Origin of the sequence: Peribacillus sp. ACCC06369 (assembly GCF_030348945.1) — a bacterium.
GTDB lineage: Bacteria > Bacillota > Bacilli > Bacillales > DSM-1321 > Peribacillus.
In genome coordinates, this window is sequence record NZ_JAUCEN010000002.1 from 4633361 (window position 1) to 4654749 (window position 21389).

Genomic DNA, 21389 nt, shown 5'->3' on the forward strand with positions numbered 1-21389 from the left:
TTGGAATGTGCAATATTATTAATCCCCATTCAAATGATAGATTAGTTGCACAACGCCAGAGGAGAACGTTCTTGTATTAACCACTTTTAAATTCAACCTCTGTTTTATATCAATAAACAACGGTTTTCCTTCTCCCAAAATTACAGGGTGAACAGATAATCTAAATTCATCAACAAGCCCTAAGTTGATAAAACTAGTAATAAGACTTGCTCCACCATATAACCAGATGTCTTTACCAGGCTTATTCTTTAATTTATTTACTTCTTCAAGAATATTATCATTTATGAATATCGCTTTATTATCAGTCCCTTTTTGCGTTCTGGAAAACACATATTTTTCTTTACTATGAACTAATTCCCAAATTTCTTTATCTGTATCTTCAATTTCTGGAGTAAATTGTCCCCATAAATCGTAGCTTTTTCTTCCATATAAAATAGTATCAATTTGATTTAAGAAATTAATAAACCCCATCTCAGAATCCATGATGCACCAATCAACTTCCCCATTTTTCCCTTCAATAAAACCATCTAAAGTAATTGCTAAATCTAAAATTATTCTTCTTGGTCGTACGTTATTGGTCATAATTCTTCCTCCCTTTAATCATTTAGATATAGTTTCTCCCGCCAAGTTTTTTTATATTTTCATTATTTACAGCATTTATTTCTGAATATTACTGATGTTATTAAACTGCCTTCCCTTAATAACAATTAGTTATTCAGGATATGGCATATACACTCTTGAACTTTCCCGCCCCGTTTGTTGCATAGGGGTACTTTCTTTCTTCTCTAATTTGAATGGAAACTCACATTCAAAAGACCACCAATTTGGTGGCCTTCTAAATGAACTAACACACTCGTTAGTTAAGTGTTTATATTTTAATTGGCTTCAAATGGTATCTTTCTAATATCGGAAACATCCGTGTGTTCGTAGTTAATCACTTCGAAACCATTCGGTGCAGCCTATGTCCTTCATAAGGATTATGTTTTATTTGTTTTTCTTTTTTCAATTTCTTTTTTCACCAAAGGAATTACCTTTTCTTTTACTGCTTTTTGTACTTTTGGATCATTTATTAATTTTTTTAATTTGTCCTTCAACATTCATACCTCCGATTTATTAAATTTGGGATTTAACTAATATGGAGTTGTGTCCTAAAGGAATAAGATTCTGCTATCATATGACTATTGTACCTTAAAGAATACACTGTGTCTTGCAGGAGCCAGACACCCAAATGTGAAAGAAACAGATTAATTGGTATACTTTAATTTTATTATTTCGGATATATAACCTTTAATTCATCATGATAAAAAATTGAAATAGATAAAATTACTAATATCGTACCCCATTACAATACAAGTAAATCCTGGAACGATTTCATGCTGAATCTAAATAAAAGGTAATTATAGTAAAAAGAAAAAACTCCCTTAAAGACAGCTCTCATTTTCAGCTAACGTACCTGTTAGTTGTAGAGGTTTTTTTAAGCACTTAAATTCCACTATAAACTTATAGGGGCTTCTTCACGAGTACAGGTCAGGTATTTTCGGGATATAGCATTAAAATATCCTACATCAATAATTGCTTTTTCTCCTTTATCAGGGCATTGAATATGCGTCAGCTGAAGTGATTTATTGATGATGACCAAGTCTATTGCGTCCAATTCCTTTTTGCAGCACGAACATTTTACAGCTAGTAAGTTTTCCTTTTCCATTAAAAGATGCCCCCTTTTGATAAATAGTTATTCTTCATTTCTAGTCGCTAATCCTACCAGTTCACACAACTGTCAAAAATTCCTTTTTCCAGTCGTTTGATTCGGTAGATGAATTATTAGAACAATCTACGATTGACGGGAAGTCTTTACAAGAAGGATGGATCCGTATTAAAAAGGATTATTAGGCTATTCGTTTCTGTTGGCAATGTAAATTATTTGGTACAATACCCCTCAGCTGAATTTTTCTTCCATCAAGAAAAAGACCACAAAAAGGATCTGGTACATATGACTATACTATAATTGGATTTATCTACCACTTAATAAACTGCCCCTTTAGCTCTATAAGAAAAAAGCGACGCTTCGTTATTGAAGTATCGCACATGTTAGTTCAACAACTATTTCATTTGCATTAAGCTTGTCCACAAAAATTCTTCTCCGAAAAATTCACTTGGTTGAGTAATCTTTTTCATTCCCCTAAAACTTTTGATATCAAAATCCTTTGCGAATACTTCTTTAAGTCTGCTACATACGGCAGTCAAGGTGGCATCATTGTGTTAATGATCTGGTTTTATTTATCTGGGTTCATCATCATTATATGGGGAGAAATCAATGCCTTCATCAATGAAGATCATCCAAAATGTAAATGAGCTTCCTTCAGTTCCCTTAATACCTGAAAGCCCTTCAACGAACACTAATTAAGAAATAACATCTTGTATTGGGGAGGAATTCTTTCATAAGTAAGAAAGGAAAGCATAAGGGTAAAAAGGGGAACCATAAAACATCAAGTTCTGCAAATGGGCAGAATGGCTATCATTAAAAAGTTAAGCTGCATACAAAAGGGAACCTTTTAGGCTCCCTTTTGTATCTGTTTTACTAAAATTTAAAGAGGAGTGTAATCAATCCGTATCTTTTCACTTTTTTTTGTAGTTTCATTTAGGTCTTGTAGCTCTTATTTTCCCACTTTCACCTAGCTCACGAGAAAACTCTTCATCCACACGATCCGGTTCTATTTTTAAGTTTTTGGGAGTTTGAGGTAATGAATTTTTACTGCTAGATGGTTTTTGATTGTTTGATCTTCCCATAATATTGCCTCCTAACGAAATTTTAATCTTTATTAGTATGGCTAAGAATCACATTTATATATCTTTAGATTTGCTCATGAACGAACATTTTTATCTTAAAAACAGTTTTTGGTGATAGCTCCGATCTTCAGCTAACGCACCCGTTCTTTAGCTCAATAGCAAATGAATTACAACTCGTTATTTCTCCCAAAGCTCGACCAGTCGACCTTCAGGATCTTCAATCCAAATAAACTTTCCAAATTCACTAATCTCTTTTTTCTTCGCAAGAGGTACACCAATATGTTCAAGATGCTTAATAGTCTCGTTTAGATTATGTACTTCGAAATTTAACATCACTTGTTGTTCTGTTGGAAAATAACTGTCATTCTCGGTAAAGAAAGAAAAGATGGTCTCATTTCCTAATTGGGGTTTTATCACAGTCCCATTCCAATTTTCTATTTCAATCTTCAACACTTCACTGTACCATTTTTTTATAACTTCAAGATTCTTAGTTCTCCAAAATATTCCTCCGAAACCTTTTATCATCGTATCTAACCCCTGTCTGTCATCAAATTTTTAGCTATCCGATTACATTAGATATTCGAGATTTAAATTCAAGTTCCTTTTTCAACTTATCCTGCCCCTTTAGTTCCAAAAGAAAAAGGAACCATCCAAGTATGAACAAATTATAAAGGTTTAATCAAATATACCATCTCCATAATTTGTTCCATCAGTATCCAAAATGACTACCTTTGATTTTATACGAGTAAGTGCTACAGCTATATACGGATTTGGCTCAGGGTTTTTATTATAAGATGTCCGAATGCGGATGATAGTCTTTTCACTATCTTCTTTCACTTCCAACACTTCAATGGTATTTCCCTTTCTTTCACCACCCATTGATATTAATAAAAAGTCCTCCCCTTCACCTCCTTTAAACTTTTTGTAACCGACAATCGATGTATCTTTCTCGATTTTTTCAATATAATTCCCGGTTTCATCATCCGTCAGTCTTTCTTTATCCACGACTCGATAGTCAACTTGATTGATAAATACGAATAATATATGAAGAGCAATGATTATTGGAACCCCAATAAAGAGAATTTTCCTTCCTAAGGAATACCTATTTAAGAAAAAATATAGAACCGCCAGTGTCAATACACCAAGGCTCAATACAGCATACGGCATCCCCTCGAACCCACCAATCACAAAAATTGAAAACACTAAAATCAAAATGCCTAGCGAAAATTGAAGTAAGATTTGCGTTCTATCCTCTATCCCTTTTACAAATACATAAGCGAGTCCGAATACAATCATTGCTAGGATTATTCCTGCTTCATAAACGTATAAAAAAATACTTATCTCTCCCTTGGTTGTTATTTATATAAGGATATGTTTGTATAAATGGTTGTTAAGATTCCAGTCAAATTTTCAAGGAATGTTTTGTGCGGTAGAAACGTGAATACACAATCACACGATTTGTTTTTTTGCTTGTTTATCAAGAATAATAATGAGCGTTTCACTCGGTTTCTTTTTCTTGATCATTCTATTAATTGAATAACGTTGTCCTAAGTAACCTCTAATTTGTTTGTTGTGATTAAAAAGCCTAGTGTATTTAGGATTGTAATACAAAGCCGTAAACCAATCGTATTCTTTTAGAATTTCAATGTGTTTGTCCGTATGTTTCGTACTATTATGCAATGACATAGATGCAACGAATAAAAAATCTAATGCTAACGATAATAATTCACCCATACGAACGGGCCTCCACTCTCTAGTTACCCATGTAGTTTATTAATCTAAATTAGATGGGTTTTTCAAATAAGAACTAAGTATGTAGCCACAATCTGTACAATAGTAAGTAATAATCTTGGAAGGTTTATTCCTTAAATTATCATGGGAAAACATCTGAACAAATTTAAACCCGGTTCCAAGAGCTCCTTTCTTAATATTGTTTGAGTTACATTTAGGGCATTGTTCATCGTTCATTCTCTTTTACACGCTCCTTATTTGGATAATATTACTAATTAATAGGATAACACATTCATTTATTTTATTACTATAAGGAGTATTAATGATTACCGCACAGTTCGAATACACTACATTTCTTGAACTCCCTCAGACAAACGCCCGAAACGTTTTGATAATTCAACCCAAGCAGCAGGGGCACCTGGTACAGTGAATGGAGAGGGGAAAAAGTTCATAGAGGTTTGATTACAGAAGAATGAAGGTTTTGCTGAAGAGGAAATAACGAAATCAAAAAATTGCCTGAGTCCCTATGAATAGGGAACTCAGGCTGCATTGAGCGTATACTTTTTACAATTATGAAGCGTTCATTATAGCTTTAACCCAGACCTGCTTTTGAAACGCCGGAGCAAGATATTACTTTCAACTCGGGAAATGCCTTCTATCCCATATAATTCGTTATTAATGAATGACTCTAATGAAGGAAAGTCTTCAACTAAAACGTGCATATGTAATGTGCTGGGACCTGTCATTTGGTAACAGCTTGCAACACTTGGGTTCTTAGCCAACTTTTCTGCTACTTTCACTAAGTATGCAGGTTCACAATACACTTCAAAAAAAGCTGATACCTTTTGGCCAACAGCTTCAGAGTTGATAACAACACTGAATTTTTCAATTACGCCTTTTTCTACTAGCTGCTGAACACGGTCACGGACAACATTTCGTGATATGTTTAATTCCTTACCCATATCCGCATAATACGTTCGGCTATTTATCGTTAATATCTCTAATATTTTTTTATCTATATCGGTAATCTTCATCTGTTTCACAACCTACATCGTTATCAGGATTCTTTTCTAAAATCGTCGTATACTGTAACTTAAAAAAATTGAAAAGAATCTAACTTTCACTAGGCCTTAATCTAATAAGAGACTTTCTAACATGGACTGTAAACCAACACAATACTTCAGGTTGGCTTTATCCACTTTTAAAAGAAAAAAAATAACGTAGTTCAAAAGTTCAGATGAGCATCACAAGAATTTCCAAAAAGTCGGATCTTTGGAAGGATGTTTGGCCTACATAAGTTAAGTATAGCATGAAATATTTAAAGTTTTCATTGAAAACTGTTACGAACCATTTGCCGGTGTGGCTAAGTACAATATTAAAAAAAGCCTGCCTTCACGCCTACAGTTAGCTCAACAAGATGAATTCATTCATCGCTTTCCCTGTTTCTTTTTCCTTCCATATGTATGAGTACCGCAAGAACAATAAATGCAATCAATACAATGGTAGATAACCAAAATAAGTCCATATCCGAGAAATACTCAACAATGTTCAATATGGAAAGGCCGAATAAGCAAACCATTAGTAAAACATCTTTTTTGCCTTGTTTCCTTTTTTCAAAAAACACTCCCAACATTTTTTCAAAAAATACTCCCATTATAAAACACTCCTTAATTTTTCCTCGTAACATCATCGTTTCCTTTGACAATGTTCTTACTACACGCACCTGCCCCTGCCTCTATGAACAATACGGATAAAAACAATGAGCCAAGAATTTCATTTCTCCTTTGAATTTTATCAAAATGAATTTTATTAATGGTATGAGTTACCTTTAGATGTTCAAAATAAGACAAGGGCGGATCACTGATCATCCAAAGTAATTAATAAAAAAACAAAAATATATTGAAATATCAATTTAATTTAGTTATAATACGATACGTTCTTAATATTAGTTTGTATATAATTTTTAGAAAATTTAATAATTTTCTAAAATAGTAAATTCTGGTTTATTCGTGGAGGGTTTATTTTGTCTAACAAGGTACCATTTTCATTTATAGTAGTGATTGGGTTAATGTTATTTGCCTTATTCTTTGGGGCAGGGAATTTAATTTTCCCGCCAATGCTTGGTCAATCTGCAGGAACGAACATCTGGTCAGCTAATGCAGGGTTTTTAGTCACAGGTGTAGGATTACCGTTACTTGGTGTACTGGCACTCGGTTTTTCGGGAAAAGATGATTTACAATCATTAGCAAGCCGCGTCCATCCCGTGTTTGGAATTGTATTCACAACCGTTCTTTATTTAGCGATTGGTCCATTATTCGCAATGCCTAGAACCGGAAACGTTTCTTTTGAAATCGGTGTAAAACCTTTTTTGCCTGAAGACTCAGGGCCACTGCCTTTACTTATTTTCACCATCATCTTTTTTACGATTTCGTGCCTTCTTTCGCTCAATCCTGCGAAAATTGTCGAAATTGTGGGGAAAATATTAACGCCCATCAAGTTGACATTCATTGGAATCCTGGTGGTAGTCGCTTTTGTTAATCCAATTGGAGATTTTCAAGCACCTGCCGAACACTATATGGTTCAACCATTTTTCAATGGGTTTAGAGAAGGGTATTTAACCATGGATACTCTTGCATCTTTTGTTTTTGGCATCATCATCATTAATGCCATTAAAGAAAAAGGTGCTAAAACAAAAAAAGAAATAATAATCGTTTGCGGAAAAGCGACTGCAATTGCTGCCGTTATCCTTGCCACCATTTATACAGCTCTCTCTTACATGGGTGCTTCAAGTGTTGAGGAACTTGGACGTTTGGATAATGGAGGCATTATCTTAGCGAAAGTCTCGGATTACTACTTCGGTGCATATGGCGGGCTTTTATTGGGATTAATGATCACAGTAGCTTGTATAACGACGAGCGTAGGGCTAATTACATCTTGCTCGACTTACTTCCATAAACTATTTCAAAACCTGCCTTACAAAACAATTGCAATAAGTTTATCCATATTCAGTGCAATCATAGCCAATATTGGATTAACCCAGTTAATTGCCATTTCTGTACCGGTAATGACAGCCATTTATCCATTAGCCATTGTTTTGATTTTCTTAACTTTCCTTCATTCTTTATTTAAAGGAAGACCTGAAGTTTATCAAGGCAGCTTATTTTTAACATTCATCGTCAGTTTAATGGATGGATTAAATGGAGCGGGTATACACATTTCATTCATCAATGATTTCTTCACTGCAATCCTTCCTATGTATGAGACAGGACTAGGATGGATCATTCCAGCCATTGTTGGAGGATTCATTGGGTATGCCAGCAGCGTCTTACGGTCGAAATTCGGTCATAATCATCAAATAGATTAAATGGTATAAAATCGGTTCAGGAATATTTCCTGGACTTTTTTTATTTTCATTTAGGACGAATTATTTTCTGTAGATCGAATTATCTCTGTGTAGGTCGAATTATTTTCACTGCAGGTTTATTTACGTTGTGATATTAACCAATATACCATAAACTGTAATATATTATGGGTAATCCCCCAAATTTACCTAAGCTGCCTGTCTCCCAACGAGAAAAAAGCTGCCAAAAAGGCAACTCCGGCTAAGCTAGATAGCAGCGATATAAAATCCCAATCCCATTTCTTTTCACTTCTTATTATTCATTCCGTAATTTCTTCAGCAATTGGAAAATCTGCCCCCTATGATGCGATTCATGTTCAATCAAATGGTAAACGACCCACTCAGGCGTGACATCATATTGTTCAAGCACCCTCGGTTTACGCCAATCCGTTAGGTCCATTGAACGAAAGTTTGCAAGGAATACTTCACGTACCTTATTGAGGCGGTAGAAATGTTCTTCTAATGTTTGTCCTTCAATGTGGGTAAGGGAGCCATCTTCCGCACGGCATCCTAATGGAAACAAAGCGCGTATTTCCGTATCCCATTCCGTAACAAGTACCTCCTCGTATAACCAATCCGCCTCGACCAATGCTATGTGATATAACATCGAGCCAATCGTTTGCCTTTCATCCATTTTCGAATCGAGTATATTTTGGCTGATTCCAGTTAATTCCCTTATAAGCGTACGGCGAACATCTTCTAAACACCATAGCCACCGCCCAATTTCTTCTTCATATTCCGGTAATGCAGATACCAGTAATGCTCTTCTCTCCAACAAGATCATCCTCCTCTTATTGAACGTACATTCTATTTAAATTGTTCGTTTCCTTCTTTTACATGAAAAATCGCCTGTTAATTAATGGCCTGCTTTATGGGAAGTTTAGTTTTATTGACGGTATAGGCAGGACAAAAAGGGCAATCCTCAGATTGCCCTTTCGATTGTGTATGATTTTTTTGTTTTATTTTAACTGATATCGTAAACCGATATTAACTCCCCATAAAAAGATTGGCCCTCATCTCATCTGTTATACGCCTGCTTTGTAAATGATCCTGTTCCCGTTCTTGTTCAACCATTATACGTTGCTCCAGTTTTTGAGCATATTGTGCATAGCCGATTCCATGAGCCTGAAACATTGCCTTTTCCATTGCCGACGTGTACGTTAATTCGAGAAAATTAATGAAGAATCAATCCTTTCCATAGTGAATTTCGTACTCATCTTATCATTGAAAATGCTAACTGACAAAGTTGCTACGGCTTCATATTCACTGATAATTCAGAATTCTATGCAGCTGTTCCTATCTCCATGTACGTAAACGCCATATCCCTCCCTCTTCCTCCATTTTCCATTTTTAACCGTAAAGATAAATTTTTAATTTGTTCAAAGCTATGAGCAAGTAGATAGGAATGAAGTCATTTTTTTAAACAAATTAAAAATCCCATTAACAAACTTGTTGTCAATGGGATGAATGTTTATTTATAAGAACCGAATATTTCTTTTGCCAATTTACGCCCAGTCGGAGTGGCAGCAAGGCCGCCCTCTGCCGTTTCACGAAGTGCGACTGGCATGGTCAATCCAATTTTATACATGGCATCGATGACTTCATCACATGGAATGCGGCTCGTAATGCCTGCAAGTGCCATATCAGCTGCAGTTATCGCGTTAGATGCCCCCATTGCATTACGTTTCACACAAGGAACTTCAACCAAACCTGCCACTGGATCACAAACCAATCCAAGCATATTTTTCAGTGTGATTGCCATCGCTTCTGCGGCTTGACTTGGTGTACCGCCGGCCAGTTCTACAATTGCAGCTGCCGCCATTCCACTTGCTGAGCCCACTTCTGCTTGGCAGCCACCAGCTGCTCCAGAAATGGAAGCGTTGTTTGCAACTACGAATCCGAAGGCAGCGGAAGTGAAAAGAAAATCAATCATCTCTGCTCGGGTCGGGTTAAGTCTTTCTTTCACAGCAAATAACGTACCGGGAACCACGCCCGCAGAACCGGCTGTAGGAGTGGCACAAATCATTCCCATTGCTGCATTCACTTCGTTAGTCGCAACAGCTTTACTTACGGCATCCAATAATAAATTGCCTCCGAGTGCCTTGCCCGTCTTGATATAATTTTGCAAAAGAACGGCATCTCCGCCCGTTAGGCCTGTAACGGATTGCACGCCTTTCAGACCTCTTTCCACCGCCTGTTCCATCACTGTCAGATTCCTGTCCATCTTTTCAATGATCTGTTCTCTCGACAAGCCTGAGAACTCCATTTCTTGTAAAATCATGATTTCCGCGATTTTTACATTTTTACTTTCAGCAAGTTCAACCAACTCTGCTACATTTCGGAACATGTTTTTACCTCCATATCTATACCAACACTTTTAATGATTCTCATTCAACCATCCTTATGACTTGCGACACGTTTTCCAGTCCCTCAATTTCCTTCATGACTTCAACCTTGATTTTCTGATCGACTTCAATCACCATGAGGGCCATTTGACCTTTTTCTTTTCGTGAAACTTCCATATGTCCAATGTTAATTTCATGATTGGCCAATACTGTTGAAACGGAAGATATTATTCCAAACACATCGTTGTGCACAACCAAAATGGCTGGGTTTTCACCCGACAATTTAAGCTTGAACGTATTCAACTCCGTTATTTCTATCGTTCCTCCGCCAATGGAGATTCCAACAAGCTCTAATTCTTTATCTTCGTCAAACAGTCTGATTTTGACTGTATTAGGGTGATCCATCACAGTATCCTCGATTGTAAAGGAAACTTCCATACCCACTTCTTCCGCTATCGTCAAAGAAGTAGGGATTCGTTCATCATCCGTATCGAAATCCAATATCCCGCCTACGACAGCAACATCCGTACCGTGTCCCCGGTAGGTTTTTGCAAAAGAACCATATAAAGAAATAATGGCTTTCTTCGGTTGCTTTCCGAATAACGTCCTTGCTACTCTGCCAATTCTGGCAGCTCCTGCTGTATGTGAGCTTGAAGGTCCAATCATAACGGGACCGATTATATCGAATGCAGATCTGTATTTCATTTTGTAATGCCCCTTTTCTGGCAATATATTTTTTAACCGTCTTTCATCTCAAATAAGGGTGAATGAAGATCAAAAAGCGGCATAATTACTATATTAAGATATTTTTATCATTCCTGCAATGAAAACCCTTTCATTGCATATCCCATATTAACATATATTACATAACATACCTACCAAAAACTTTTATTATTTATCGTAGAGATAGTATTTGATTTTTCAGTATTTTAAGATAATTAATAAAATCACTTACAACAATTAACATGTAAAAAAGCAGCCATCAGGCTGCTTTCCCTTCTATCTCTCCGCTCTAACTCGCTTTTTTCTCATCCATGGATTTAGCGGCTCCCCAAATTTCGGAGACCCACTCAGGATGATCGATAAACGGATTGCGGTTATTCTGCCAGTCATAAATGACCTCATTACGGTGGCTCTCGAAATCATCGACTGGATCGAGAGCATTCCATTTCAAAAGTGTCGATAGCTTTCCATGAAGCGGCTTCGGATACGTATTGACTGTATCGGATAGTTCCAGATCCAATTCACCATTTCCTTCATAGCGGACGGCCATGTAAAAGAGCATCCGGGCTATATCACCTTTAACATGATTCGGCGGTTCCCATGAATCTGAATCAAACTTACATTCACATCCGCTATATGTTTGACCGCCATCGTCGAAATCAAGATGGCCCCGTTTACCATTGACTGTAACATCAGCCGGACGGAGGTGATGAAGGTCGGTCCCGGGACCTATGCTTGTTCCAAAATCACCGTGGGACTTGGCCCAAACATGCTCACGGTTCCATTGTCCGGCATTGCCTCCATTAGCGCTCTTCGAAATCGATTTTCCAGAGTAAAGCAAGATGACATTCTGGTTGTTTGCCGGATCTTCATCCGTTTCTTTAAGGGCATTCCACACTTGATCATAAGATAACTTCGTATGACCCTTAATAATCGAGTGCAGAACCGATTTCAATTCCGGGCCTGTTTTTCCTGTCGCCGTTTCATAATAAGCTTCAAGCGGCTTATCATTCGTTATGGTCAACGTGAAGCGGGCAACCACTTCCGATAGTTGGTCCACAGCCTTGACTGCAACAAGGTATGTTCCAACTTCATTTGCAGGAAGGGTTAATATTGGGCCAGCAACAGTACCGATAGTGGATGAAAAGGTCAGATTATCTTCATCCGGATCTGAGAAGTGCTCACTCAAATCGATAGTGACCTTAGAACCGGCTTTCACTTCAAGATTCTCCAGTTTTTTCTTTACAACAGGCGCTTGATTTTCTTTAGGGTCGAAAGGGGAAGCGATTGCTTCCCCTTTTGAATCGACAAATTTGATGTTAGACGCGTCGACACCTTCTGTTACAGTCCATTTCTGAACATTTTCAGCACCCCTGATTTCTTTTACATTGGCGTTATCAATGATGACTTCCTTCACCGCCATGCCTCCAAAATCAATGATTGCGCCTTCCTTAGCCGGTTTTATCGTCACAGTTGCATCCTTCAGCCCAAGGCCTTTGAGTACGGCATAGGAACCTTTTAACCAGATCCCTTCCTCGATGTTGGATGTTTCGTCAAGATCGATCAAAACACTAGGTGAAGCAATCGTAAGTCTTTTTGTTTTAACGTTTGTTAAATGATACGTTTTTTCTGGAGCAGCGGGTTCAACTCCCCCTGATTCAGATAAAGATGTTTGAATCAATACAGGGTCATGATCACTTGCCCTTCCATGAGCTTCCATGAAGGAAGAGTTAATATGGACAATATCGACTTTTGTTGCCGCCGCCATATTATTCGATACAAGGATATGGTCCAGTACTTGTGAATTGCCTTGATATGTGTAAGAATAACGTTTTTCGAAAGGAACTTTCTCGATCATATTGGTTAAATCTTTACCCTTTAATGTTTTAAGCGGAGCCGAAAATTCAAAATCATTAAAGTCTCCAAGCAAGACGATATTCGCCTTGGCATCCTGTGACTTGATATCACTGACAAACCGATTGACGATGGAGGCAATTTGCAGCCTCTGCGTCTCACTTGAAAGGATAGGAGGTTGGTTCCTGCCGAATAATGGCTGGTCGCCGCCCTTGGAGTTAAAATGATTGGCCACCACCACTACACTTTCCCCTTTAAATTCGAATTGGGCGGCTAAAGGCTTCCTGCTTGAAGTAAAGGCGGAATCAGTAGGCTCTATTCGTCCAGGATTCAAGGTGAGTTTTCCATCTTTGAAGGCAACGGATTGCGTCGCCGTTCCTTTCGTCCCCTCAGTTAATTTGACACGGTCCACATTATATAAGAAGCCTACACGGATATTCCCGCCAGGTGCCCCGCCATCAAGTTTATCTTCTGGAGCGATATCGATGAATTGATATTGCGGTCCGCCCAACGCTTTTATCTTGTCGGTCAGCTTCTTGGCACTTTGAGCAGAATCCGTTGTCCCGCTATCTGTTGCCCCATCATTATCTTGCATTTCCGTTACGCCGATTATATCCGGCTGTTTAAGATTAGTAATGATGGATGTTGCGATCGTTTCAACTTTCGAGTCAGCGGTTTGTGTGGAGAAATTCTCGATATTATAGGAAGCAATTGATAATTTATCGGAATCCTTCTCCAAGGATGTCACTTCCCGGGCCGTACCGCCATCCTTTAACGCCGGCAGCTGGTTTTTATCCGTCAATACCCTATAGTTGCTATATCCATAACTGATGACTCCCGTAACCGAGCTTTCAAAAGAATCACCCGTTTTCGCTACAAATGATTCATCATCCATATCAAGGGTTATTCTTTCAGGATTGAAATCCGTTTCCGTTATTTTGACACCTTTAACTGCAGTCGTCGTTTCCATATTCCCTGGAATCACGACCAATTCACCATAGTCTTGAGGAGCGACCACTTTCGGGTTATATACTTGCACGAGCATTCCTTCCAAACTCTCGTAAAAATCAATGCCGTCATCGTTCGGATTAAAATCTGTCAATCTATCATCATCGATGTTCTCAGACGGCGGAATGACATCTTTTCCAATGATGATCGGTTCTGGCATTGCTACAGTTCCAAGCTTTTCAATAGTCGTATTCGTCAATTCGGTCGTTGGCAGATCCGTCGTTTTCATTTCAGCGTATCCTTCGATATACCACTCCACGACTTTACCAGCAACTTTGACATGATCTCCCGCTTTTAGACCATGCGCTTTGTTGTACACGAGTATTCCCTCTGAAGTCGTTAAGTCCTTATCCGGATTCAGATCTTGCATGTAAAAGTTATTCGCATCCTTTACATAAGTGACGACACCATCAACACCTGAGACGAGTTGATTCTCATATGATGAAAAATGATTCATCCCCTGAATGTCACGGATCTTCAATTCATTGGTTTTGATAACCGTATAGGCAAATGTGAAAACTTCCGATGTCTTATCATTGACAGCGATTGCCTTTATGACGGTATCTTCCGTTAAAAAGATAGGATCTGTGTACAAGGCACTTGAAGACGTCGGAGTGGATCCATCCAGCGTATAATGGATTTTCGCTTCTTCCCAGCCCGATTCAAGTGTTACTTTTGTATTTTCACTAACCGCACCAGGGAAAATATCCGGGTAAACAGCTGGTTTGTTCACCAGTTCATAATCGTCAAGACCACGTGGCTTCAGTTGATACGTGTCATTGAACTGCGATGCTATCCCGGTTACGGAAATGACATCCCCCGCTTTAAAGTTCCTCAGGAAATCTTCATAATTCGAACCGTTCCGGTTATCATGGCGAACGGTAACAGAGTTCCCTTCAGTATCTGCCGCCTTGAATTCGAATGTTCCGTATGTTCCCGATGCCGCCAATTCAGTAATGGTCGCTTTTTCAATCGTGACCAGCTCACCTTGCGTTTCTTCATTGACGCCAGCGGCATCAATTTTTTGGATTTCAGGAAGTTCATTCCCGGAAGAAACCACTTCAAGGGAGGTTGGTTGGATTTGTAATTCCTTATTATAAGCGGATACTTGTCCGATTAAACGAACCTTATCGCCTTGCTTTACATCCACAGGCCATGAAGAACCATAAACATATAGCCCAGCCGTTTCATCTTGGATATAAAAGCCTTTTCCTCCCCAATAACCTAGCCCTGTGGTAACCACCCCATCGACCTGCACTACATCTTCGGTATTCGTTCTTGCCTCGGCGATGGAATCCAGAACCTTCACATCAGGCTCTTCAGGTGGTGTTCCTCCATCAGTGATGATTTTGTAATCGGTTGCGGATTTCAGACCTGGTACTGAAAAATATCTTTCCAGCTTTCCAGTAATCGTCACCTGTGCTTTGAGTAATTCCGGATGTTCGACTAGATTCAACGCCGTACGGATATTACCGGCCGGAAGCTGAACAGGCATGATTTTCTTTACATCCGTTTCATCCGGACTATCCGCAATACCTATATTCGTACCTTCAGTAAAAGGCGATGTTTGTTGATAGCTTGTACCGCTTTTAGCTGTACCGACAATATATCCCTTCACCGTTGCCGTGCCACTGTTATTATTAATCGCTTCCGTTACCGTTATAGTCCCTTCCGCATTTGCAGCGTCTGCATATGGCAAAACCGTTGATAGCACGATCAATATGGCAAAGAAAAGCTTGCATATCCCATTCTTCTTCAAGATCTCAACCCCTCCAACTTTTTACGTAGGTTCAGCATTCATACCGATTAAAAAATCGTTTCGCCATTCACGGTGACACCGCTTAGGCTCACGGTTTTACCGTTAAGTCCCGATAAATCCAAATTACCCTCGACTGTAACATTTGAAAAAGTAAAGCTGTCTGGAGGAGTTCCTGTTAATGTAAGATTTCCTTTAACCACTGCATTTTCCAATGAAGCAATATCCGTGATGTCTACAACTACATTACCCTCATGGTTTTTTGGAGCATCAGCCGTTCCGCCAAAGTCTTTGGCCAACACCGTATTCGGGTCTGTAGAGTTTCCGGCCACATCTTTGATGCGTCCTTCGATGCTTGGATTGACAGTTTTGAGCCCACTTACATAATCCCGTAGATTCTCCCAATCAGCGAGTCCGATATCCGTCACTCTTCCTTCTTCATAAGCCTTCTTGAAAACGGTGAATCCATCTCCGCCCTTAGCTGTAAAAGCGTTGGTCGCCACGACATATTCCTTCGCGGCATCCAACTCGGAATATGTTCCATCTTGTCCCATGACTTCAACCTTAGTCACACGATTGCCTGATTCCTTTGAACTATCGTAGCTGAATTTCATTCCGGATACATGCAGGAAGCCGCCATTTTCCTTAGGAGCCAAGCTGACACTATGCTCTAATGCTTCATTGATCTCTGCACCCGTAAGCGCCATCGTCGCTAACGTATTCCCAAACGGTAAAACCGTCAGTATTTCCCCTAAAGTGATCTCACCTTGATCGATACCTGCGCGGATGCCCCCGCCATTTTGGAAAGCAATGACCGCATCCTTATTGAATTCTTTTGCTTTACTAAGCATTCCGTCCGTAATTAAATTACCCAGTTCTGTTTCATTTTTACGAACACTCGGTTTCGTTTCATCCCCTGCATCACGCGGTGTGTCCAAAGCCTTCACAGCTGTTGCCCCAGTCTGCGTTTCCTTCAGCTCCTTAATCTTCGAGGAGTATGTTTCGAGCACTGTTGCCGCTTCAGGATCATCCTGTTTTTCAGAAAGCTTAATCAGCTGACCAGCTTGTCCGACAATCTTGCCTTTCTTATCGAATTCCACATCGATCGTTCCTAAAAAGTCGCTATACTGATACCCTTGAACGATGACTGTCGGATCTTTCGTTTTCCCCTTATCATCCTTATCAATTACAACGGGGGCGTTTAACTGCGTATGGCTATGTCCGCCCACAATCACGTCGATGCCTTTGACCTTGGCAGCTAATGTTAAATCATTGTCATAAGCTGCATTGTCATCATAACCAATATGGGATACGGCAACTATCTTATTAACACCCATCCCTTTGAACGCCTTGACCGCTTTTTCGGCCTCTTCAAGATAGTTTTCGAATACTATACTTCCAGGACTTGAAATATCTTTCGTTTCTTCAGTCGTAAGCCCGAAGAAACCCACCTTCTGACCATCCACTTGTTTTACGATTCCATTGTATATCTTCCCTTGCTCCGGCTCACTTGAAATAAGGTCCGAAAATAATCCCTTAAACTTATCATCCTCGGAGAAGTCCACGTTCGAACTGACAAATGGGAACTGAGCCCCCTTAATGAAGTCAGCCAAAGCTTGATGCCCTTCAGCGCTTGATCCCAAGTCAAACTCATGATTCCCAAATGTCATGACGTCATATTTCATTAAATTCATGAAGCGAAGATCCGCTTGCCCTTTGAATTCATTAAAATAGAGGGTTCCCGAGAATACGTCACCAGCATCCACCAATAGAGCTTGCGGTTTACTCTTACGCACTTCTTTAACAGCTGTCACCCTTTTGGCCACATTGTCCAAGTGGGCATGCGTGTCATTCGTATGCATCAAGGAAAGCGTGATTGCCTTCGCCGGATTTTTCAAAGCTTCTTTAGCAGCTGCCACTTTCTTATCCGCCAATGCTATTTTCGCTTCGAATTCCTTTCGGTCCGCCTCCTTGATCCCATTTAAATGGATGTCGGCTCTCGCCTTTTTAGCCGCTTTTATCTGTTCTTTCGTTTTAAGTTCCCCATTGGCAAGAGCTACATAGGTATTGACCCGTTTTGCCACTTCCTTTTTCTTTTCTGCATATACCGCTTCATCATACTTACCTTTCACCTCTTTAACATAAGCATGAATGGCTTTACCGAGCTTGGACGTTTTGCTGACCTTTTTCAACTGAGAAGAAACGGTATTCATCCGGTTGTCCGCGGTCTTTAAATCACCTTTCTTCACCCAGTAAGCAGCTTTCTCATAGTAGTACGGCACTTTCAGGTCACCGCTCAAAGCCGTTTTGGTCGATTTAGTGAATTTATCGTATAAGAGCTTTTCGATTTTCGCACCGTAAACCGTATCTTTAATGGCTTTGTCTGTCTTTTTCACGGCAATATCCAGTGCCTCGTATTGATTCCTGATATCAATAGATTTCTTGGCAAGAATTGAATTCGTAAGGGCGCTAATCGATTTATCATGTGCAGCTTTTGCTTTCTCAGCCGCTTTATATCCTTTTACATAACCTTCTGAACGAGTGATGTACTTGTCATAAGCTTCAATTTCTTTGTATTTGGCGTCTTTTTCTTTTTTGCTTAACATTGATTTTTTAATGGTAGAGTTGATGTCATTTTTTGCTTGTTTTGCAGACTTGATTTGTTTCTCAACAGTGGATACGGAAGCGAGTTTAGAAGAGTAGAAATAGGTGTCAAATGGTTTTTTGATGGTGGCCTTTGCCGTTTTGATTTTACTATTCAGACTAGTGGCAGCATCGGATGGTGCCGGTGCTACTGCTACGATCGTTGTCGCAGCCATTATGGTTGCTGATGCAATTTTAACGATTTTCTTTTTCCCCATTAGAGTAATCCCCCCATAAGTTCTATACTGGCATAACATTTTGCGAACATATCCATGGATTTGACACGTTTTTCAAAAAATTAAACCTGAATAAATTTTATTGCTTATACACAAATCCACCCTACTTTTTTCCTCTAAAGATTCGTGTATATCCTATATTACAACAAAATAATCCAATTTTAAAACAAATTTACAATGCCACACGGAATATTAACAGAATATTATCATTATAATCACCCCAAAATACCCATCTGTATCTAGATGATATATCAACAAAATTATTTAATGGTAAAATAGTATCATTATTTCTCCGCAATCAATTTTGGTCTTTATACCTACAGAAGGTCAAAAAAAAGAGAGAGATTTAAATCTCTCCCACAGACTGTACAAGTTGGACGTTGATTTCCGCTCCAGGTACTCGCTTTCCGCGGGCGGTCTGGGAGCCTCCTCGGCTTGCGCCTGCGGGGTCTCCCTAGACTCGCTTTTCCCGCAGGAGTCTCGCACCTTCCTCTCCAATCAACATTGTTATAAAATTTTGATATAATCCATACCTGAGGAGTTGAAGGTATTGCTTTGTGTCAGTTGGTTCTTGATCAAAGTTACGTTTTCCGAAGCCATTTGTCTACAAACTTGAGAGAGAGAGTTATATCTCTCCCAGTCTTTGAAGAGCAACATTGAACATAAAATTTTAATAATTCATAACAAGCAGAACAACATTACTCCCATATTTTTAAGTTGGATAATATAGGATCATGCTTAAGCGAGTTAATGTTTCCCCTGAATTATGGTAAGTATGCGGTCTGTCAGCCTTGAATCTGATAGAATCACCATTCCTTACTGTATATTCTTCGTTATTTACACGTACAGTCAATTCCCCTTCAAAAACAGTTATGTACTCTTCAGTTCCTTCTCTATGGGAATCGGAACTTAGGAATCCACCTTTTTCTATCTCGACTGAATATACTTCAAAGCGCTTCTCATCTTCAAAGGGAAAGTAGGGATAAACTCGATATTTGCCGTTATCTTCAGATAATGATTGAATTTCACTTTTTAAAACAATTTTTGTATCCGGCTGCGGACTATTTATCAGTGAAGAAAATGAAATCTTTAATCCATTGGCTATTTTCCAAATTGTTGTAATCGTAGGGCTCGATCCGCCCCTTTCGATTTGTCCGATCATCGTTTTGCTTACTCCGGTTAATTCAGCAACCTTTTCAAGACTTAATTTCTTACTTTCCCTGATGGCTTTTAAATTGTTAGCAATAATAAAATTTATTTCTTCCATAAAAATGCTCCTTATTTACAATATAACGTCGGCATTGTACAATAAAAAGGAAGTCGTTATAGTGTCACTTTTGGTCATTATAACATACAAAGGGGAGTCAACCATGCCTTTACTATCTTTTTTGCTATTTGTTTTTGTTACAAGTTTCACTCCAGGTCCAAATAACATCATGGCAATGTTATTTGCGAACAAGTACGGGTTAAAAAAGACGATTAAATTTTGTTTCGGGGTAGGTGCCGGTTTTTTTGTAATAATGTTATTGTGTAGTTATTTTAATGTTTTGCTTGAAAATTTCATACCAAAGATTGAATTTATCATGACTATCCTAGGTGCAATTTATATGCTGTACCTGGCCATAAAAATCATTTCCAGTTCAAATAAAGATAAGGACAATAATGATGACAGGAACAACAGTTTTATAGCGGGCATGCTTTTACAATTCATAAATCCAAAAGGCATCTTATATGGCATCACGGCAATATCAACCTTCATACTACCTTATCACTCTTCAAATTTCAGCTTACTATTCTTTTCATTATTTCTGGCTTTTGTTGGTTTTATGAGTACGTTCTGTTGGAGTATGTTCGGTTCGGTTTTTCAAACGGTTTTATCAAAGTATAGAAGTCAGTTTAATGTAATCATGGCTTTGTTATTAGTGTATAGCGCCATTTCGATTCTTGTACAATGAAAAAGGGCAACGGGTTCGATCCTTCATTAAGAAGGATTGCCCCATACCTCCCTCTCCCTGCATTAAATGTTTAAGCTCCCTTCGAATATGGTCACGGCATGGCCTGAAAGTTTAACTGTGTCTTCCGTTACTTCAACCTTCAGCAGTCCTCCTCTTTCCGATGCCTGATAGGCTATAGTGATACTTTTGTTCAGCTTGCTTTTCCAATATGGTCCCAGACAGCAATGGGCCGAGCCGGTTACTTGATCTTCGTCAAGGCCTTGGGCAGGGGAAAAGAAACGTGAAACGAAATCATATTCACTGTTATCCGATTGACTCGTCACGATGACGCCCCGAACCGGCAATTGGGCAATGGAGTCTATATCCGGCTTTAAATTCCTTACGATTTCCTCTGATTGAACTTCGACTAGAAGATCCCATTTGTTTTGCCCAACATACGCAGGCACAACTCCTAAAGCTTTTATCAGTAAATCAGGGGCAGTGGTCTCCTTCTCCCTTAATGACGGAAATTCCAACTGAACCATCCCATCAACGAATTTTGCAGTGAGAAGCCCGCTTTTCGTCTGATAGGCAATCGGCTGATTCCTTGGCACGTATCCTTTATCCCATAAAAAGAAAGAGCTTGCCAGCGTCCCATGTCCACAAATCGGGATTTCAATGAAAGGTGTGAACCATCGCAGCTTCCATTCCCCATTATGAGGTTGAATAAAAGCGGTAACAGGCATATTAATCTCTTTAGCTGTTCGCTGCATCCACTCGCTGTTACTTTCCCCGGTAAGAAGGCAGACTGCAGCAGGGTTTCCTTTAAAAGGTTGATCTGTAAACGTATTAATGATGGTTAATTCCATTAAATGTTCCTCCGGTAAGTAATATTCTAGTCTCCTAATTCCACAATGAGGAGCCCTTTTCCTTTTTTGAATGACCATTCCCTTGTTTTTAAAGAGTTCTCAT

19 protein-coding genes are annotated in these 21389 nt (G+C 39.0%); 3 read left to right on the forward strand and 16 right to left on the reverse strand.

Translation table 11 applies throughout. The features are described from left to right. Nucleotides 1-18: 18 nt before the first annotated feature. Together QUF78_RS23485 and QUF78_RS23490 are read right to left on the reverse strand one after the other, a co-directional pair. Nucleotides 19-582 (reverse strand): dihydrofolate reductase family protein, encoded by a 564-nt coding sequence (locus tag QUF78_RS23485; protein WP_289326592.1) that lies wholly within the window; start codon nucleotides 580-582, stop codon nucleotides 19-21. Between the two features lie 910 nt (nucleotides 583-1492). Continuing rightward, on the reverse strand, nucleotides 1493-1705 hold the full coding sequence (locus QUF78_RS23490; RefSeq protein ID WP_289326593.1) for a hypothetical protein: 213 nt from the start codon (nucleotides 1703-1705) through the stop codon (nucleotides 1493-1495). Nucleotides 1706-2157: 452 nt separating this feature from the next. Here QUF78_RS23490 and QUF78_RS23495 point away from each other — a divergent pair, with 452 nt between their 5' ends. Then, the gene (locus tag QUF78_RS23495) at nucleotides 2158-2352 is read left to right on the forward strand and encodes a YhjD/YihY/BrkB family envelope integrity protein (protein WP_483313867.1); all 195 of its coding nucleotides are present in this window, start codon (nucleotides 2158-2160) and stop codon (nucleotides 2350-2352) included. Between the two features lie 282 nt (nucleotides 2353-2634). Here QUF78_RS23495 and QUF78_RS23500 read toward each other — a convergent pair whose 3' ends face one another. The 6 genes from QUF78_RS23500 to QUF78_RS23525 form a co-directional block, all read right to left on the reverse strand. After that, entirely contained in the window at nucleotides 2635-2787 is a 153-nt protein-coding gene (locus tag QUF78_RS23500) for a YfhD family protein (RefSeq protein WP_137020665.1), read from the reverse strand. Nucleotides 2788-2964: 177 nt separating this feature from the next. Continuing rightward, the gene (locus tag QUF78_RS23505; protein WP_289326594.1) at nucleotides 2965-3312 is read right to left on the reverse strand and encodes a VOC family protein; all 348 of its coding nucleotides are present in this window, start codon (nucleotides 3310-3312) and stop codon (nucleotides 2965-2967) included. A gap of 150 nt (nucleotides 3313-3462) precedes the next feature. Continuing rightward, nucleotides 3463-4146, reverse strand: a complete 684-nt coding sequence (locus QUF78_RS23510) for a YesK family protein (protein WP_353957950.1) — start codon at nucleotides 4144-4146, stop codon at nucleotides 3463-3465. 90 nt (nucleotides 4147-4236) lie between these two features. Beyond that, a complete protein-coding gene (locus QUF78_RS23515) occupies nucleotides 4237-4521 on the reverse strand; it encodes a hypothetical protein (RefSeq protein ID WP_289326595.1) in 285 nt (94 codons plus the stop codon). Nucleotides 4522-5102: 581 nt separating this feature from the next. After that, a complete protein-coding gene (locus tag QUF78_RS23520) occupies nucleotides 5103-5552 on the reverse strand; it encodes an Lrp/AsnC family transcriptional regulator (protein WP_289327393.1) in 450 nt (149 codons plus the stop codon). 389 nt (nucleotides 5553-5941) lie between these two features. Continuing rightward, nucleotides 5942-6172: a hypothetical protein gene (locus tag QUF78_RS23525; RefSeq protein ID WP_289326596.1), complete on the reverse strand. Its 231-nt coding sequence runs from the start codon at nucleotides 6170-6172 to the stop codon at nucleotides 5942-5944. A gap of 369 nt (nucleotides 6173-6541) precedes the next feature. On the opposite strand from QUF78_RS23525, the gene brnQ reads away from it, so the two are divergent. Continuing rightward, nucleotides 6542-7882 (forward strand): branched-chain amino acid transport system II carrier protein, encoded by a 1341-nt coding sequence (gene brnQ, locus QUF78_RS23530; protein WP_289326597.1) that lies wholly within the window; start codon nucleotides 6542-6544, stop codon nucleotides 7880-7882. Between the two features lie 292 nt (nucleotides 7883-8174). Here brnQ and QUF78_RS23535 read toward each other — a convergent pair whose 3' ends face one another. From QUF78_RS23535 to QUF78_RS23565, 7 genes are all read right to left on the reverse strand, one after another. Beyond that, nucleotides 8175-8702: a DinB family protein gene (locus QUF78_RS23535; RefSeq protein ID WP_483313868.1), complete on the reverse strand. Its 528-nt coding sequence runs from the start codon at nucleotides 8700-8702 to the stop codon at nucleotides 8175-8177. A 203-nt stretch (nucleotides 8703-8905) separates the two neighbouring features. After that, on the reverse strand, nucleotides 8906-9064 hold the full coding sequence (locus QUF78_RS23540) for a YuzK family famiily protein (RefSeq protein ID WP_289314778.1): 159 nt from the start codon (nucleotides 9062-9064) through the stop codon (nucleotides 8906-8908). Between the two features lie 325 nt (nucleotides 9065-9389). Beyond that, nucleotides 9390-10265 carry an L-serine ammonia-lyase, iron-sulfur-dependent, subunit alpha gene (gene sdaAA / locus QUF78_RS23545; protein ID WP_289326599.1) on the reverse strand — a complete coding sequence of 292 codons (876 nt, stop codon included), beginning with the start codon at nucleotides 10263-10265 and terminating at the stop codon, nucleotides 9390-9392. Nucleotides 10266-10305: 40 nt separating this feature from the next. Then, nucleotides 10306-10968 (reverse strand): L-serine ammonia-lyase, iron-sulfur-dependent subunit beta, encoded by a 663-nt coding sequence (sdaAB, locus tag QUF78_RS23550; RefSeq protein WP_289326600.1) that lies wholly within the window; start codon nucleotides 10966-10968, stop codon nucleotides 10306-10308. A 307-nt stretch (nucleotides 10969-11275) separates the two neighbouring features. Then, nucleotides 11276-15607: an endonuclease gene (locus tag QUF78_RS23555; protein WP_289326601.1), complete on the reverse strand. Its 4332-nt coding sequence runs from the start codon at nucleotides 15605-15607 to the stop codon at nucleotides 11276-11278. A gap of 47 nt (nucleotides 15608-15654) precedes the next feature. Beyond that, nucleotides 15655-18465, reverse strand: a complete 2811-nt coding sequence (locus tag QUF78_RS23560; RefSeq protein WP_289326602.1) for a bifunctional metallophosphatase/5'-nucleotidase — start codon at nucleotides 18463-18465, stop codon at nucleotides 15655-15657. A gap of 730 nt (nucleotides 18466-19195) precedes the next feature. Beyond that, a complete protein-coding gene (locus QUF78_RS23565; protein WP_289314773.1) occupies nucleotides 19196-19750 on the reverse strand; it encodes a helix-turn-helix domain-containing protein in 555 nt (184 codons plus the stop codon). 103 nt (nucleotides 19751-19853) lie between these two features. On the opposite strand from QUF78_RS23565, the gene QUF78_RS23570 reads away from it, so the two are divergent. Next, nucleotides 19854-20438, forward strand: a complete 585-nt coding sequence (locus QUF78_RS23570; RefSeq protein WP_289326603.1) for a LysE family transporter — start codon at nucleotides 19854-19856, stop codon at nucleotides 20436-20438. A gap of 62 nt (nucleotides 20439-20500) precedes the next feature. On the opposite strand, the gene QUF78_RS23575 is transcribed toward QUF78_RS23570, so the two are convergent. Next, complete coding sequence (locus tag QUF78_RS23575) at nucleotides 20501-21286, reverse strand: PhzF family phenazine biosynthesis protein (RefSeq protein ID WP_289326604.1); 786 nt, start codon at nucleotides 21284-21286, stop codon at nucleotides 20501-20503. Between the last annotated feature and the right edge of the window lie 103 nt (nucleotides 21287-21389).

Excerpts from the sequence above, each read along its gene's own strand:
- QUF78_RS23485 (WP_289326592.1), bottom strand. The coding sequence starts at position 582 with ATGACCAATAACGTACGACCAAGAAGAATAATTTTAGATTTAGCAATT.
- QUF78_RS23490 (WP_289326593.1), bottom strand. The coding sequence starts at position 1,705 with ATGGAAAAGGAAAACTTACTAGCTGTAAAATGTTCGTGCTGCAAAAAG.
- QUF78_RS23500 (WP_137020665.1), bottom strand. The coding sequence starts at position 2,787 with ATGGGAAGATCAAACAATCAAAAACCATCTAGCAGTAAAAATTCATTA.
- QUF78_RS23505 (WP_289326594.1), bottom strand. The coding sequence starts at position 3,312 with ATGATAAAAGGTTTCGGAGGAATATTTTGGAGAACTAAGAATCTTGAA.
- QUF78_RS23515 (WP_289326595.1), bottom strand. The coding sequence starts at position 4,521 with ATGGGTGAATTATTATCGTTAGCATTAGATTTTTTATTCGTTGCATCT.
- QUF78_RS23520 (WP_289327393.1), bottom strand. The coding sequence starts at position 5,552 with ATGAAGATTACCGATATAGATAAAAAAATATTAGAGATATTAACGATA.
- QUF78_RS23525 (WP_289326596.1), bottom strand. The coding sequence starts at position 6,172 with ATGGGAGTATTTTTTGAAAAAATGTTGGGAGTGTTTTTTGAAAAAAGG.
- QUF78_RS23535 (WP_483313868.1), bottom strand. The coding sequence starts at position 8,702 with ATGATCTTGTTGGAGAGAAGAGCATTACTGGTATCTGCATTACCGGAA.
- QUF78_RS23540 (WP_289314778.1), bottom strand. The coding sequence starts at position 9,064 with ATGGAAAAGGCAATGTTTCAGGCTCATGGAATCGGCTATGCACAATAT.
- sdaAA (WP_289326599.1), bottom strand. The coding sequence starts at position 10,265 with ATGTTCCGAAATGTAGCAGAGTTGGTTGAACTTGCTGAAAGTAAAAAT.
- sdaAB (WP_289326600.1), bottom strand. The coding sequence starts at position 10,968 with ATGAAATACAGATCTGCATTCGATATAATCGGTCCCGTTATGATTGGA.
- QUF78_RS23560 (WP_289326602.1), bottom strand. The coding sequence starts at position 18,465 with ATGGGGAAAAAGAAAATCGTTAAAATTGCATCAGCAACCATAATGGCT.
- QUF78_RS23565 (WP_289314773.1), bottom strand. The coding sequence starts at position 19,750 with ATGGAAGAAATAAATTTTATTATTGCTAACAATTTAAAAGCCATCAGG.
- QUF78_RS23570 (WP_289326603.1), top strand. The coding sequence starts at position 19,854 with ATGCCTTTACTATCTTTTTTGCTATTTGTTTTTGTTACAAGTTTCACT.
- QUF78_RS23575 (WP_289326604.1), bottom strand. The coding sequence starts at position 21,286 with ATGGAATTAACCATCATTAATACGTTTACAGATCAACCTTTTAAAGGA.